General features: G+C 69.3%; 12 protein-coding genes. 6 read left to right on the forward strand and 6 right to left on the reverse strand.

Features of this window, described 5'->3' with window-relative positions; genetic code table 11:
• Positions 1-331: 331 nt before the first annotated feature.
• Positions 332-784, reverse strand: coding sequence for a hypothetical protein (locus tag ACZ9QC_RS13250; RefSeq protein ID WP_472920333.1), 453 nt, complete (start codon positions 782-784; stop codon positions 332-334).
• Positions 785-979: 195 nt separating this feature from the next.
• Here ACZ9QC_RS13250 and ACZ9QC_RS13255 point away from each other — a divergent pair, with 195 nt between their 5' ends.
• Positions 980-1,951: a diacylglycerol/lipid kinase family protein gene (locus ACZ9QC_RS13255; RefSeq protein ID WP_033525427.1), complete on the forward strand. Its 972-nt coding sequence runs from the start codon at positions 980-982 to the stop codon at positions 1,949-1,951.
• A 319-nt stretch (positions 1,952-2,270) separates the two neighbouring features.
• Complete coding sequence (locus tag ACZ9QC_RS13260; RefSeq protein ID WP_003992873.1) at positions 2,271-2,528, forward strand: WhiB family transcriptional regulator; 258 nt, start codon at positions 2,271-2,273, stop codon at positions 2,526-2,528.
• Between the two features lie 219 nt (positions 2,529-2,747).
• Here ACZ9QC_RS13260 and ACZ9QC_RS13265 read toward each other — a convergent pair whose 3' ends face one another.
• Positions 2,748-4,214, reverse strand: coding sequence for a sensor histidine kinase (locus ACZ9QC_RS13265; protein WP_184903667.1), 1,467 nt, complete (start codon positions 4,212-4,214; stop codon positions 2,748-2,750).
• 592 nt (positions 4,215-4,806) lie between these two features.
• Between ACZ9QC_RS13265 and nagB the strand changes: the two genes are divergently transcribed.
• Positions 4,807-5,592 carry a glucosamine-6-phosphate deaminase gene (nagB, locus tag ACZ9QC_RS13270; protein WP_472920334.1) on the forward strand — a complete coding sequence of 262 codons (786 nt, stop codon included), beginning with the start codon at positions 4,807-4,809 and terminating at the stop codon, positions 5,590-5,592.
• Between the two features lie 125 nt (positions 5,593-5,717).
• Here nagB and ACZ9QC_RS13275 read toward each other — a convergent pair whose 3' ends face one another.
• The 4 genes from ACZ9QC_RS13275 to ACZ9QC_RS13290 form a co-directional block, all read right to left on the reverse strand.
• The gene (locus ACZ9QC_RS13275; RefSeq protein ID WP_472920335.1) at positions 5,718-7,310 is read right to left on the reverse strand and encodes a glycoside hydrolase family 3 protein; all 1,593 of its coding nucleotides are present in this window, start codon (positions 7,308-7,310) and stop codon (positions 5,718-5,720) included.
• A gap of 9 nt (positions 7,311-7,319) precedes the next feature.
• Positions 7,320-8,192 (reverse strand): carbohydrate ABC transporter permease, encoded by an 873-nt coding sequence (locus tag ACZ9QC_RS13280; RefSeq protein ID WP_472920336.1) that lies wholly within the window; start codon positions 8,190-8,192, stop codon positions 7,320-7,322.
• Complete coding sequence (locus ACZ9QC_RS13285; RefSeq protein ID WP_472920337.1) at positions 8,189-9,181, reverse strand: carbohydrate ABC transporter permease; 993 nt, start codon at positions 9,179-9,181, stop codon at positions 8,189-8,191. Before ACZ9QC_RS13285 ends, ACZ9QC_RS13280 begins: the two co-directional genes overlap by 4 nt.
• Positions 9,182-9,436: 255 nt before the next feature.
• Entirely contained in the window at positions 9,437-10,717 is a 1,281-nt protein-coding gene (locus ACZ9QC_RS13290) for an extracellular solute-binding protein (protein ID WP_472920338.1), read from the reverse strand.
• A 368-nt stretch (positions 10,718-11,085) separates the two neighbouring features.
• Here ACZ9QC_RS13290 and ACZ9QC_RS13295 point away from each other — a divergent pair, with 368 nt between their 5' ends.
• The 3 genes from ACZ9QC_RS13295 (at position 11,086) to mctP (ending at position 14,025) form a co-directional block, all read left to right on the forward strand.
• Positions 11,086-11,850 (forward strand): GntR family transcriptional regulator, encoded by a 765-nt coding sequence (locus ACZ9QC_RS13295; RefSeq protein ID WP_184899259.1) that lies wholly within the window; start codon positions 11,086-11,088, stop codon positions 11,848-11,850.
• A 229-nt stretch (positions 11,851-12,079) separates the two neighbouring features.
• Positions 12,080-12,400, forward strand: coding sequence for a DUF3311 domain-containing protein (locus tag ACZ9QC_RS13300; protein WP_472920339.1), 321 nt, complete (start codon positions 12,080-12,082; stop codon positions 12,398-12,400).
• Positions 12,397-14,025 carry a monocarboxylate uptake permease MctP gene (mctP, locus tag ACZ9QC_RS13305; RefSeq protein ID WP_472920340.1) on the forward strand — a complete coding sequence of 543 codons (1,629 nt, stop codon included), beginning with the start codon at positions 12,397-12,399 and terminating at the stop codon, positions 14,023-14,025. Before ACZ9QC_RS13300 ends, mctP begins: the two co-directional genes overlap by 4 nt.
• Positions 14,026-14,063: the final 38 nt, after the last annotated feature.

The following is a 14,063-nucleotide window of genomic DNA, read 5'->3' on the forward strand; positions in this document are numbered from 1 at the left end:
CACCGGCACACGGACACCGATTGGCCTCGCCCTCCGCGCCCGCGCGCGGGGTCCGAGCACCGGTGACGGCTCGCGACCGACGCCGGAGACCTGGCGACTGCGCATGGGCCACGATCAGCCGCTGACCGTCTGTCCGCCTGTGCGCGACCGAGCGCGGGGCCGGCCCCAGAAAGCCGTCAGCGGACCCGAAGTTTTCGCTCTGCGTCCGGCTGCCCGGCCGATGGGCCACTCGGTCCTGTGCAACCGCACGGCCGACCTCGCACTCGGCTTTCGCTGCCACTCGCCCCAGCAGACTTCGGCTTGCTCGTCCGCCCGGCTGCCCGGCTGCCCGCTAGGGCTTCGGCTGCTGGGTGCGGCCCGGGCCCTGGATGTCGAGTGCCTGGGTCGTGGCGGGGTTGATCAGGAGGACCAGCGCGGCCACGGCGACCACCGCCAGCGCGATGCCCGCCGGGATCGCCACGCTGTCGGCCCGCAGCAGGTTGTAGGCCACCGGCAGCGCCATGATCTGGGTGATGACGGCAGGCCCCCGGCTCCAGCTCCGCCGCAGCAGCAACCCGCGCGCGGCGATCAGCGGCAGCAGGGCCAGCGCGATCAGGGTGATGCCGCCGGTGACTCCGGTGGTCAGGTCGTCCGCGTCACCGGTGAGGCCGACGACGAGCATGGCCCCGCCGCCCACCAGCAGGGCCACCCCCTCCAGCGCGGCCAGCGCCGCCGCGGCGGTCAGCCGTCCCGGACGGGGCTCGGCGTCGGAGGTGTCCGGCGTGGGGGTCTGCTCAGGGCTCACCCCTGAAGGGTAGCCCTCGCCCCGTCGCCCGCTCCGCCCCCGGTACCCGGCCCCGTTTCCGGCACGTGCACCGCGTTTTCCGGCACGTGACACCGCGTTCGCGCGCCCCCGCGTGCTCATCGTCACTACCTGATCTCCCCCTTGATCCGCACCTCGGTATGGGCCGGGTACCACCCAGTAGGTACCCTGCAACTCATGCGTGCACTTCTCGTGGTCAACCCGGCGGCAACCACCACAAGCGCACGTACGCGCGATGTGCTGATCCACGCTCTCGCGAGCGAGATGAAGCTGGAGGCGGTGACCACCGAGTACCGGGGTCACGCCCGGGACCTCGCCCGCCAGGCCGCGGAGGGCAAGGGCGACATAGAACTGGTCGTCGCACTCGGCGGCGACGGCACGGTCAACGAGGTCGTCAACGGCCTGCTGCACCACGGCCCCGACCCCGACCGCCTGCCCCGTCTCGCCGTGGTCCCCGGCGGCTCCACCAATGTCTTCGCCCGCGCCCTGGGTCTGCCCAACGACGCCGTGGAGGCGACCGGCGCCCTGCTCGACGCGCTGCGCGAGAGCCGGGAGCGCACGGTCGGCCTGGGCATGGCCTCCGGCACCCCGGGGACGGAGGACGAGGCGGTCCCGTCGCGCTGGTTCACCTTCTGCGCCGGCCTCGGATTCGACGCGGGTGTGATCGGCCGGGTCGAGCAACAGCGGGAACGCGGACGGAAATCCACACACGCTCTTTACCTGCGTCAGGCTTTCCGCCAGTTCCTGGAAGAGCCCCATCGCAGACTCGGCACGATCACTTTGGAGCGGGCCGGCGAGGACCCGATTTCCGATCTTGTGCTGTCCATAGTCTGCAACACGTCCCCGTGGACGTTTCTGGGCAATCGCCCGGTGTACGCGTCGCCTAAGGCCTCGTTCGATAAAGGTCTCGACGTGCTCGGCCTCAGCCGCATGTCGACGCCCGCGCTCGCCCGATATGGCACACAGTTGCTCACTTCGTCCCCCGAGCGGGGACCCCAGGGCAAGCACGCCACCACCCTGCACGACCTGACCGACTTCACCTTGCATTCGAAGGCGCCCCTCCCCCTCCAGATGGACGGCGACCACCTCGGACTGCGAACCAGCGTGACGTTCACAGGCGTACGCCGTGCACTGCGTGTGATTGTGTGAGCGGAACGGGCAAAAGTCCTTCCACTCGAACGTTTAGGCCAGGGTCCACCCCATGGAAGTACGGCTGTGACACAGTCGACACCGAGGAATCAAAAAAAACTTTCCGGAAGGGGTTGTATCCGCCGCTGAGGTTTGCGAGTCTCTACGTGGCGCTCGGGACAGCCCGCAACACCGGCTCACGCAAGCGCCAGAACCCCTCCTCAATCCACAGGACCACACCAGTCCGTCTGGTGATCGGCCCTTCACTTGTTGAGGGATTCGTGAAAGCGTTCACATTCACAAGCTAACGTGCATGTAATACCAAGGAGAGGTAGCAGCCATGGACTGGCGTCACAACGCCGTTTGCCGCGAGGAAGACCCCGAGCTCTTCTTCCCCATCGGCAACACCGGTCCTGCGCTGCTGCAGATCGAGGAAGCCAAGGCTGTCTGCCGTCGCTGCCCGGTTATCGAGCAGTGTCTGCAGTGGGCGCTTGAGTCCGGCCAGGACTCCGGCGTCTGGGGTGGTCTCAGCGAGGACGAGCGCCGCGCCATGAAGCGCCGCGCCGCCCGCAACCGGGCCCGTCAGGCATCCGCCTGACATCCCACCCAGCAATAGCCTGAGCTTGGCGGCGCGCACAGCGAGTGCGCATCTCCCGCCCCCGAGCCGCAGCGCGCAGTGCCCCCGGTGCGCTTAATCAGCCACGAGCCCGAGCCCCGGACCACATGATGGTCCGGGGCTCGGTGCTGTCTCGGCTACGGCTACGGATACGGATACGACGACCGTGGTGTCCCGACCGGTACGGCCGCCGTACGCCCGCTACTTCTGGGCGCGCACCGGGATGTCCAGGATGACCTGGGTGCCCCGCTCCGGCGCCGGGACCATGTCGAAGGTGCCGCCCAACTCCCCCTCCACCAGGGTCCGTACGATCTGCAGGCCGAGGTTGCCCGAGCGGTGCGGGTCGAAGCCCTCGGGGAGGCCGACGCCGTCGTCCTGGACGGTGACGAGCAGCCGGGCCTCCTTGGAGGTGCCGCCCCTGACGGCCGAGACCTCGACCGTGCCGGTATCGCCCTCGCGGAAACCGTGTTCGAGGGCGTTCTGCAGGATCTCGGTGAGGACCATGGACAGCGGGGTGGCGACCTCCGCATCGAGGATGCCGAACCGTCCGGTGCGCCGGCCGGCGACCTTACCCGGTGAGATCTCGGCGACCATCGCGAGCACCCGGTCGGCGATCTCGTCGAACTCCACCCGCTCGTCCAGATTCTGGGACAGCGTCTCATGCACGATCGCGATCGACCCGACCCGTCGGACGGCCTCTTCGAGGGCCTCCCGGCCACGCTCGGACTCGATGCGCCGGGCCTGGAGACGCAACAGGGCGGCCACGGTCTGGAGGTTGTTCTTCACCCGGTGGTGGATCTCCCGGATGGTCGCGTCCTTGGTGATCAACTCGCGCTCGCGGCGCCGCAGTTCGGTCACGTCCCGCAGCAGCACCAGCGAACCGATGCGCGGGCCCTTGGGCTTGAGGGGGATCGCACGGAACTGGATCACCCCGTCGCTGGACTCGATCTCGAACTCGCGCGGCGCCCACCCGCTCGCCAGCTTGGCGAGCGCCTCGTCGACCGGGCCCCGGGAAGGGGCGAGTTCGGCGGTCGTACGGCCGAGGTGGCAGCCCACCAGGTCGGCGGCGAGGCCGAGGCGGTGGTAGGCGGAGAGGGCGTTCGGGGAGGCGTACTGGACGATGCCGTCGGCGTCGAGCCTGATCAGCCCGTCGCCGACGCGCGGCGAGGCGTCCATGTCGACCTGCTGGTCGGGGAACGGGAACGCGCCCGCGGCGATCATCTGGGCCAGGTCGGAGGCGCTCTGGAGATAGGTCAGTTCCAGGCGGCTCGGGGTCCGCACGGTCAGCAGATTGGTGTTGCGCGCGATGACGCCGAGGACGCGCCCCTCCCTGCGCACGGGGATGGACTCGACCCGTACGGGCACCTCCTCGCGCCACTCCGGGTCGCCCTCGCGGACGATCCGGCCCTCGTCGTGCGCGGCGTCGAGCAGGGGCCTCCGGCCGCGCGGGACCAGATGGCCGACCATGTCGTCCTGGTACGAGGTGGGGCCGGTGTTGGGGCGCATCTGGGCCACGGAGACATAGCGGGTGCCGTCACGCGTGGGGACCCAGAGGACCAGGTCGGCGAAGGAGAGGTCGGACAGCAACTGCCACTCCGACACCAGCAGGTGCAGCCACTCCAGGTCGGAGTCGCTGAGGGCGGTGTGCTGGCGGACGAGTTCGTTCATGGAGGGCACGTGTGCGAGCGTACCTGGCGGTACGGAGATGACCGGAAACGGCTGCTGGAGTGGCCGGTACGAGCCCGGGAACACCCGCGGGCCGCGGCACCTGAGAGGGACCCTCAACCCTCCCGGCACCGCAGCCCGGAGCAACATCGGCCGTGGGGTGTGCGGTCCCAGTCGGCCGAAGGATGAGGATCCGGAGCAGTCAGGGCAGAGAGCGCCGGGTCCTCGGTCCGCCTTCCTGTGCGGGGAAGACGGAGGCTTGTCGTCGCGTGCGATCGCCGGCGGCGGGCCGCTGATCGATCACATGCTCTACCACGCATTGTTGACTAGACCACTGCGTGTGTCCATGCGTTGACGGATGTTTGTTGTTGTTCCCTTGCCCGACATCCGCGGACGGTCCACTGGCAGAGTAGCCCGCTTCGGTCCGGGGGTGGGCCGGAACGCCACCGCCGGAGCCGGTGACGGGCCTCACGCTCGCCCCCTGTGGAGAGGGGGTCACCCCTGCTAGATTGGTCTACACCACATGAAAGGTGCTTGACCCGCGGGTTACCGGTCGAGTCCTCTTGAGTCCTACGTTCCAGATCGGCAGGCCAGCGTGGAAGTTGTCATCGTTCCGGATGCCAAGGCGGGTGGCGAGCTCATAGCCGAGGCGATGGCGGAGTTGCTCCGGCGGAAGCCCGACGCGTTGCTCGGGGTGGCCACGGGGTCGACTCCGCTGCCCATCTACGAGGCGCTGGCGCGGAAGGTGCGTTCGGGCTCCGTGGACGTCTCCCGGGCACGGGTGGCCCAGCTCGACGAATACGTGGGGCTGCCGGCCGAGCACCCCGAGTCCTACCGCTCGGTGCTGCGGCGGGAGGTGCTGGAGCCGCTGGGGCTCGGGATGGACGCGTTCATGGGGCCCGACGGCACCGCCGAGGACGTGGCGGGGGCCAGCGCGGCGTACGACAGGGCGCTGGCCGAGGCGGGGGGTGTGGACCTGCAGGTGCTCGGTATAGGCACCGACGGGCACATCGGGTTCAACGAACCGTGCTCGTCGCTCGCGTCCCGGACGCGGATCAAGACCCTCACCGAACAGACCCGGATCGACAACGCGCGGTTCTTCGACGGCGACATCGACCAGGTGCCGCACCACGTCATCACGCAGGGCATCGGCACGATCCTGGAGGCCCGGCACCTGGTGCTGCTCGCCACGGGCGAGGGCAAGGCGGACGCCGTCGCGGCGACCGTGGAGGGCCCGGTGGCGGCGGTGTGCCCCGCGTCGGCGCTGCAGCTCCACCGCCACGCGACCGTCGTGGTGGACGAGGGCGCCGCGTCGAAGCTGAAGCTCGCGGACTACTTCCGGCACACGTACGACAACAAGCCCGACTGGCAGGGCATCTAGGGCGGCCGGGGGTACACGTAGGCGCCACAGCCCGGGGAGGAGGGCTGTGGCGCCGGTGTGTTTCCCGGGGCGGGGTGGGGGCGCGGGTCGGTGTGTCCCGCCTCAAGGGGCACGACGTCCCGCCTCTAGGGGACGATGTCCCGCCTCCGGCGCCCGCCCGCGATGACCTCCGCCGCCGCCCTGCCGCAGACCCTCGCCGCGCCGTGGGTGGCGATGTGGAGGGCGGCACGGGGCGGGGACTGGGGGACGCCCATCTCGACCACGATGGTGTCGGGGCGGGTGGTGAGGAGGATGTCCAGGGCGGCGGTCATCCAGGGGTGGCGGTGTTCGTCGCGGACGACGGCGACGATCCGACGGGTGCCCGCGACCGCCAGGGCCGAGGCACCGGCGCTGTCGCCGGCGAAGGTGCCCGTCTCGGTGCCGGGGAGGAGGCGGGCCAGTTCCGCGCCGACGCCCCAGGGGGTCTCGTCGCCCACGGCGATGTTCGCCACCGGGGTGAAGGCCGCGACGTAGACGGGTTGGGTGGGCGGGTGGTAGGGCCGCGTGAACGTCGTCGTCAGGGCGCGGCGGGCGGCCACGAGGCCGATGCCCCCGTCGACGCGGTCGGTGCCACCTGCTCGGCCCGTCCGCCCGAGAGGCTCGGGCGACGTGCCGTCGACACCTTCCGCTTCCGCGGCGGCCTCTCGCGTCCACCGCGCCAGAGCCCTGACCCGGTTCGCCGCGTCCGCCAGACGCTCCTCGGGCAGTTCGCCGGTGCGGACGGCGGTGACGAGGGCGTCGCGGAGGCGGAGGACGGTCTCCTCGTCGGCGAGGCCGCCGCCGACGCAGATGGCGTCGGCGCCGGCGGCGAGGGCGAGGACACTGCCGTGTTCGATGCCGTAGGTGCCGGCGATCGCCCGCATCTCCATGCCGTCGGTGACGATGAGGCCGTCGTAGCCCAGCTCGTCGCGGAGGAGGCCGGTGAGGACGGAGCGGGACAACGTTGCCGGGAGGTCGGGGTCCAGGACCGGGACCAGGATGTGGGCGCTCATCATGGCGCGCGACCCGGCGGCGATGGCGGCCCGAAAGGGGGCCAGGTCCCGGGTGTCCACCAGCGAGCGGTCCGCGTCGATGCGGGGCAGGGAGAGATGGGAGTCGACGGCGGTGTCGCCGTGGCCCGGGAAGTGCTTGGTGCAGGCGGCGACGCCCGCGGCCTGCAGGCCGCCGACGTAGGCGGCCGTGTGGCGGGCGACCAGGCCGGGGTCGGCGCCGAAGGAGCGGACCCCGATGACGGGGTTGGACGGGTTGGCGTTCACGTCCGCCGACGGGGCCCAGTTGAAGTTGACGCCGCACTCCGCCAGTCGGCGGCCCAGGGCGAAGGCGACCTGCCGGGTGAGGTCGGTGTCGTCGACCGCGCCCAGGGCGTGGTTGCCCGGGAAGGAGGAGCCGGTGCGGACCTCCAGGCGGGTGACGTCGCCGCCCTCCTCGTCGATCGCGACCAGGACGTCCTCGTGCTCGGCGCGCAGCTGCGCGGTCAGGGCGGCGAGCTGTCCGGGCGAGACGATGTTGCGGCCGAAGAGACCGACGGAGGCGAGGCCCTCGCCGAGGCGGCGCAGCAGCCAGTCGGGGGCGGTGGTGCCCGTGAAGCCGGGCTGGAGGACCGTCAGGGCGTCCCGGGTGAGCGCGTCCTGTCCGGACGGGGAACCGGGGGAGCCGGTGGCGAACGTCGTCGGTGACATCAGGGTTCGTTATCCCTTCACGGCGCCCGCGGTGAGGCCCGCGGCCATCTTGCGCTGGACGAGGAGGAAGAGGACGACGATCGGCACGGCCATCATGGTGGAGCCGGCCATCATCGGGGCGTATTCGGTGCCGTGTTTGGTGGTGAAGTTGCCCAGCCAGACGGTCGCGGTCTGGTTCTGCTGGCTCATCAGCATCAGGGCGTACAGATACTCGTTCCACGCCTGGATGAAGCCGTAGACGGAGGTCGCCACCATGCCCGGGGCGAGCAGCGGGAACACCACGCGGATGAAGGCGGTGGTGCGGGAGCAGCCGTCGACCATGGCCGCCTCCTCCAGTTCGCGCGGGATGTTGACGATGAAGCCGCGCAGCGTCCACACGGTGAACGGGAGGATGAAGGTCAGATAGGTGATGATCAGACCGGTCAGGCGGTCGTACTGCCCGAGGTCGTTCAGGAGCAGGAAGACCGGGATGATCATGGCGACCAGCGGGACCATCTGCACGGCCAGGATGCCGACGATGACGACCTTCCGGCCGCGGAAGGCGAAGCGGGAGATGGCCAGGGCGGCCAGCATGCCGACGACGATGCCGATCACGACCACGGTCAGGGACACGATGAGGCTGCGGCCGACCGGTCCCCAGAAGTCGGCGATGCTCAGCGCCCGGCTGAAGTTGGAGAGGGTCACGGCGGTCGGCAGCAGGCTCGGGTCCGGGTCGATGGCGTCCTTCGCCGGTTTGAACGCCGTGTTCAGCATCCAGTAGACGGGGAAGCCGGCCGTGACGAAGACGCACAGTCCGAGGAGGTTCCACCCGAGCCTGGACTTCCGGGGGCCGGAGCGGCTCTTCGTGTTCCTCCGGGGACCGGAGACGGTGGCGGTGCTCATTCGACTTCTCCGATCTTCAGCATCTGACGCATGTAGACGCCGATCACGCCGAGCAGCAGCAGCACGGTGAGCAGGGCGATCGCCGAGCCCTGCGCGTAGTCGTTGACCACGAACGCCTTGTCGTACGAGTAGGTCGTGAGCAGTTGGAACTCGGCCTCCGGGTGGCCGTTGCGCATCACGAAGACCTGCGGGAAGACGCCCATGTCCCAGATGACGGAGAGGGTCGTGAGCATCACGATGATGGGCTTGAGGATGGGCAGGGTGACGTAGCGGAAGACGCCCCAGGCGCCGGCGCCGTCGAGACGGGCGGCCTCCTCCAACTCCTTGGGGACCTGGGTGAGTCCGGCGCTCAGGGTGATGACGACGAACGGCACCGCGCCCCACACCACGAGCAGCGTGATGACGGCCAGGCCCTCGGGTCCACTGGCGAACCAGTTGTGGCCGATCATGTCGACGCCGGGGAGTTTGCTGAGGAGCGCGTTGAAGATGCCGTAGTCGGAGTCGAAGAGCCACTTGAAGACGGTGGTGGCCACGATGATCGGCATGCCCCAACTCGCCACGAGCGCGATGTTGATGAGCGTCTTCACCCAGCCGGAGACCCGCTGGAGCAGCAGGGCGATCGCCATGCCGATGACCATCGTGAAGACGACGCAGGCGGCGGCGAAGACGATGGTCCGGACGACGACCGCCCAGAACTCGCTGTCGCCGAGCACCTTGGCGAAGTTGTCGAGGCCGACCGACTCCGCCGGCTTGAACCCCCAGAGCTGCGACTGGCCGAACTCCTGGAAGGACAGGGTGACGAGCCGGACGAGCGGGTAGCCGAGGACGACGGCGAGGATCAGCAGGCAGGGGGCCAGCAGGGCCCAGGGAACGGCGGCCCCGCCGGAAGTCCGCTTCCCGGTCGGCCGTTCCGGCGCCGCCGGCGGTGGCGGTGGCCCCGGCCGCACGGGCGGCACCTTCGCTGGGGCGGTCGTGTCTGCGGCACTCATCGCGCACTCCTAAGCAGATGAAGGAGGGGCCAGGCAGCCTCCCCGAGGGGCTGCGCCCCGAAAGGGGCCGGGGAACTGCGCGACCAGCCACAACGCACCGGCACCGAACCCGGCCCCGTCGCGGCACTTTCTTAGATCACCCACCGGCCGAACCGATGTCGTCGACCGGCCCGACCGATGTCCCCCACCGGCCGAACCGTGCGGCACCCCCGGCCGGGCCCGGCCACCACGGCCAGGCCCGACCGGCAGGTCACCTCACTCGTTGTTGATGACCTTGTCGATCTCGGCGTCGGCGTCCTTCGCGGCCTCCTCGACCGACTTCTTGCCGGTGCCGATGGACTGCAGCATCGTCTGGAGGATCTGCGCCTTCTCGACCTGGCCCCAGCCCGGTGCCATCGGCACGAACCAGTTGGACTCGGCCGCGGTGGCCGGGACCGCCGTCGCCGGGTCGTCCTTCAGCGTGGCGAGGTCGGTCTTGTTGTTGGGCAGGTTGCCCTTCTCCATCAGCCCCTTCTGACCGGCGGGCCCGGTGAAGGCGTTGATCCACTCGGCGGCGACGGTCTGCGCGTCGGACTTCACCGGGACGGCGAGGTCACTGCCGCCGAGGAAGACGGGCAGGTTCTTGCCGGACGGGCCGGGCAGCACGAAGTTCTCGACGTTGCCGGCGAGCTTGCCGGTCTTGTCGTTCTCCTTGGCCGCGGCGGTCGCGCCCTCCCAGGCGGGGGCGAAGATCATGCCGGACTTGCCCTGGCCGTAGACGATGTACCGGTCGGACTCGTCCTTGGTCTTGTCGCCGTGCATGTACGTGTCGACGACGTTCTTGAACTCGTTCAGGCCCTTGAGGGACTCCGGGGAGGAGAGGCTGGCCTTCCACTTGCCGCCGGACTCGACGGCTATGGAGCCGCCGGCGTCGTAGACGAAGGACATGGCCGCGTACCAGTCGCGGGTGGGCTGGTACCAGGCGCTGAACTTGTCGCCCCGCTTCTTCTGGACCTTGTCGAGGGCGGCGGTGAGCTCGTCGTACGTCTTCGGCGGGGACTTGACGCCCGCGGCGGCGAAGACGTCCTTGCGCCAGTTGGCGACGCGGCCACCGGCGTAGTACGGGACGCCGTAGGTCTTGCCCTCGTAGGTGACGGAGGCCTTGAGGCCGTCCAGCCAGGCCCCGGAGTTGTCGAACTTCGCCGGGTCGAGGGGGGCGAAGGCGCCCTTGACCATGTAGGCGAGCATCTCCGTGTTGCCCATCTCGACCACGTCGGGGGCCTTGTCGGTGGCGAGGACGGCGTCGAGCTTGGCGTTCTTGTCGGGCCAGCCGTAGTACTCGTGCGTGATCGTGATGCCGGGGTGCTTCTTCTCGATCGCCGCGTCGGCGGCCTTGACCAGCTCCGGCCAGTTGTTCTGCGCGTCGACCGTGAGCCAGACCGTCAGCTCCTTGGTGTCCGCCCCGGTGTCGGAGCTCTTGTCCTCGCCGCCCCCGCACGCCGCGATGGAGACCATCATGCCCGCGACACAGATCGCGGTCGTCAGCTTCCTCTTCACGCCACCCTCCTCAGGGATGCCATTGCTCAGGGATGCCACAAACCCCCCTGCTCCCCGCGGTGACAGACGTACCGCCCATGGGGCCAGGACCTGGACCAATGGTGTAGACCAGTACGCCGGAGCTTGGCTCAGACCATTCGCCGTGTCAAGGGTGCTCGAACCCCCTCTCACCAGCCGTTATGCGACCTACATATGCAGGAACCTTTATGTAATAAGGCAGCGAAAACCGCGCGACTGAGCCACACTCTTCGGGTAGACCACTGCGCCTTCCCCGGGAGGACCACCGGAGACCCTTCCGTGGACTAGACCAGCGGGGCCCGCAGAGGTATACAGAGGGATCACGCCACGAGGAGCCGGGAAGGCGGAGCATGAGCACCGACGTCAGCAGTGCGGAGAACGAGAACGGGGCGGCCGTCCGTACCGCACGCGTGCCCAAGTACTACCGCCTGAAGAAGCACCTGCTCGACATGACCGAGACGCTTCCGCCCGGCACCCCGGTACCGCCCGAGCGCACCCTCGCAGCCGAGTTCGACACCTCGCGCACGACCGTGCGCCAGGCGCTGCAGGAGCTGGTGGTCGAGGGGCGGTTGGAGCGCATCCAGGGCAAGGGCACGTTCGTGGCCAAGCCGAAGGTCTCCCAGGCGCTGCAACTCACCTCCTACACCGAGGACATGCGCGCCCAGGGGCTCGAACCCACCTCGCAGCTGCTGGACATCGGCTACATCACCGCGGACGACACGCTCGCGGGACAGCTCGACATCACCGCCGGCGGCCGGGTGCTGCGCATCGAGCGGCTGCGCATGGCGAACGGCGAGCCGATGGCGATCGAGACGACCCATCTGAGCGCCAAGCGCTTCCCGGCGCTGCGCAGGTCGCTGGTGAAGTACACCTCCCTCTACACCGCGCTCGCCGAGGTGTACGACGTCCATCTCGCCGAGGCCGAGGAGACCATCGAGACCTCGCTGGCCACGCCGCGCGAGGCCGGCCTGCTGGGCACGGACGTCGGCCTGCCGATGCTGATGCTCTCCCGGCACTCGCTGGACAAGGACGGACAGCCGGTGGAGTGGGTGCGCTCCGTGTACCGGGGCGACCGGTACAAGTTCGTGGCCCGCCTCAAGCGACCGCAGGACTGAGCCCGTTCGGGGCCTCCCCGGCTCGGCGCCCGCGCGCGGAGGGGCCTGCCGACTCCAACTCCAGCGCCGTCTCACCACTGGTGGACCACCGGCTTGAACACAGAACCTCCGCATCCGATATCCGGACAGGGGGTTCCGTACGACGGAAGCCGTCCCTTAGATTTCCTGCGCGTTGCGCGAGGGATCAAAGGTGACCCAGTGGTGATCGGCGAGGGGACGGAACCGGGACATGTCAGAAGCGTCTGAAGTGAGGCCGCCGGCACCCGAAGCGGGACCACCGACGGTGACACCTGTCAGGGTGGTCATCGCCCTGTGTCTGCTCGCCCCGTTCGTCGCGATGCTCTGGGTCGGCTCGTACGCCAAGACGGACCCGGTGTTCATCGGCATCCCCTTCTTCTACTGGTACCAGATGGCCTGGGTGCTCATCTCCACCGCGCTCACCGCCACCGCGTACGTCCTGTGGCAGCGTGACCAGCGCGCCCGGAAATCCGGCGAGTCGCAGCAGCCCCAGCGGTCCCCGGAGTCCCAGGACGGGGGTGCCGCGAAGTGAAGGACGGCGTGAACGGCGTGGCACTCGCCGTCTTCATCTTCTTCTTCCTGGCCGTCACGGTCATGGGCTTCCTGGCCGCGCGCTGGCGCAAGGCCGAGAACGAGCACAGCCTCGACGAATGGGGCCTCGGCGGCCGGTCGTTCGGCACCTGGATCACCTGGTTCCTGCTGGGCGGCGACCTCTACACCGCGTACACCTTCGTCGCCGTGCCGGCGGCGATCTACGCGGCGGGCGCGGCCGGTTTCTTCGCGGTGCCCTACACGATCCTGGTCTATCCGCTGATCTTCACGTTCCTGCCCCGCCTGTGGTCGGTCTCCCACAAGCACGGCTATGTGACGACCTCGGACTTCGTCCGCGGCCGCTTCGGCTCGAAGGGCCTGTCGCTGGCGGTCGCGCTGACCGGCATCCTCGCGACGATGCCGTACATCGCCCTCCAACTCGTCGGTATCCAGGCCGTCCTGGACGTGATGGGCGTCGGCGGCGGCGAGAACACCAACTGGTTCATCAAGGACCTGCCCCTGCTGATCGCGTTCGGTGTCCTGGCGGCCTACACCTACTCCTCCGGCCTCCGGGCGCCCGCGCTGATCGCGTTCGTGAAGGACACCCTGATCTACATCGTCATCGCAGTGGCGATCATCTACATCCCGATCAAGCTCGGCGGCTTCGACGACATCTTCGCCAAGGCGGGCGAGGCCTACAGCCAGACCAACCCGGCGACCGACAAGCCACGCGGCGCGCTCGTCCCGGGCGACGCCAACCAGTGGACGTACGCGACGCTGGCCCTCGGCTCGGCGCTGGCGCTCTTCATGTACCCGCACTCGATCACGGCGACGCTGTCGTCCAAGAGCCGCGAGGTCATCCGCCGGAACACGACGATCCTGCCGCTGTACTCCCTGATGCTGGGCCTGCTGGCGCTGCTGGGCTTCATGGCGATCGCGGCCGGCGTCCAGGTGCAGAACGGCCAGCTGGCGATCCCGCAGCTGTTCGAGACGATGTTCCCGGACTGGTTCGCGGGCGTGGCCTTCGCCGCCATCGGCATCGGCGCGCTGGTGCCCGCGGCGATCATGTCCATCGCGGCGGCGAACCTCTTCACCCGCAACATCTACAAGGACTTCATCAAACCGGACGCCACGCCCGCGCAGGAGACGAAGGTCTCCAAGCTGGTGTCCCTGCTGGTGAAGGTGGGTGCGCTGGCCTTCGTCCTCACCATGGACAAGACGGTCGCCATCAACTTCCAGCTCCTGGGCGGCATCTGGATCCTCCAGACCTTCCCGGCCCTCGTCGGCGGTCTCTTCACCCGCTGGTTCCACCGCTGGGCCCTCATCGCCGGCTGGGCGGTCGGCATGCTGTACGGGACGATCGCCGCGTACGGCGTGGCCTCCCCGACCCAGAAGCACTTCGGCGGCTCGTCCGCCGAGATCCCCGGCATCGGCGAGATCGGCTACATCGGTCTGACGGCGTTCGTCCTCAACCTCGTGGTCACGGTGGTCCTCACCTTCGCCCTGCGCGCCGCGAAGGCCCCCGAGGGCATCGACGAGACCCGCCCCCAGGACTACACGGCAGACGCCGGCGACCCGGGAGTCCAGGTGGAACTCCCTCCGGCGACGGCGGGAACGAGCCACTAGCCGGGTTGCGCCCCTGAAAAAAAGGCAGGGGCGCAGCC

The sequence above is a fragment of the Streptomyces sp. HUAS MS02 genome (assembly GCF_055702265.1).

Coding starts and splice junctions, on each gene's coding strand:
- ACZ9QC_RS13285 (WP_472920337.1), bottom strand. CDS start 9,181: ATGAGTGCCGCAGACACGACCGCCCCAGCGAAGGTGCCGCCCGTGCGG.
- ACZ9QC_RS13255 (WP_033525427.1), top strand. CDS start 980: ATGCGTGCACTTCTCGTGGTCAACCCGGCGGCAACCACCACAAGCGCA.
- ACZ9QC_RS13295 (WP_184899259.1), top strand. CDS start 11,086: ATGAGCACCGACGTCAGCAGTGCGGAGAACGAGAACGGGGCGGCCGTC.
- ACZ9QC_RS13280 (WP_472920336.1), bottom strand. CDS start 8,192: ATGAGCACCGCCACCGTCTCCGGTCCCCGGAGGAACACGAAGAGCCGC.
- ACZ9QC_RS13300 (WP_472920339.1), top strand. CDS start 12,080: ATGTCAGAAGCGTCTGAAGTGAGGCCGCCGGCACCCGAAGCGGGACCA.
- ACZ9QC_RS13275 (WP_472920335.1), bottom strand. CDS start 7,310: ATGTCACCGACGACGTTCGCCACCGGCTCCCCCGGTTCCCCGTCCGGA.
- ACZ9QC_RS13260 (WP_003992873.1), top strand. CDS start 2,271: ATGGACTGGCGTCACAACGCCGTTTGCCGCGAGGAAGACCCCGAGCTC.
- ACZ9QC_RS13265 (WP_184903667.1), bottom strand. CDS start 4,214: ATGAACGAACTCGTCCGCCAGCACACCGCCCTCAGCGACTCCGACCTG.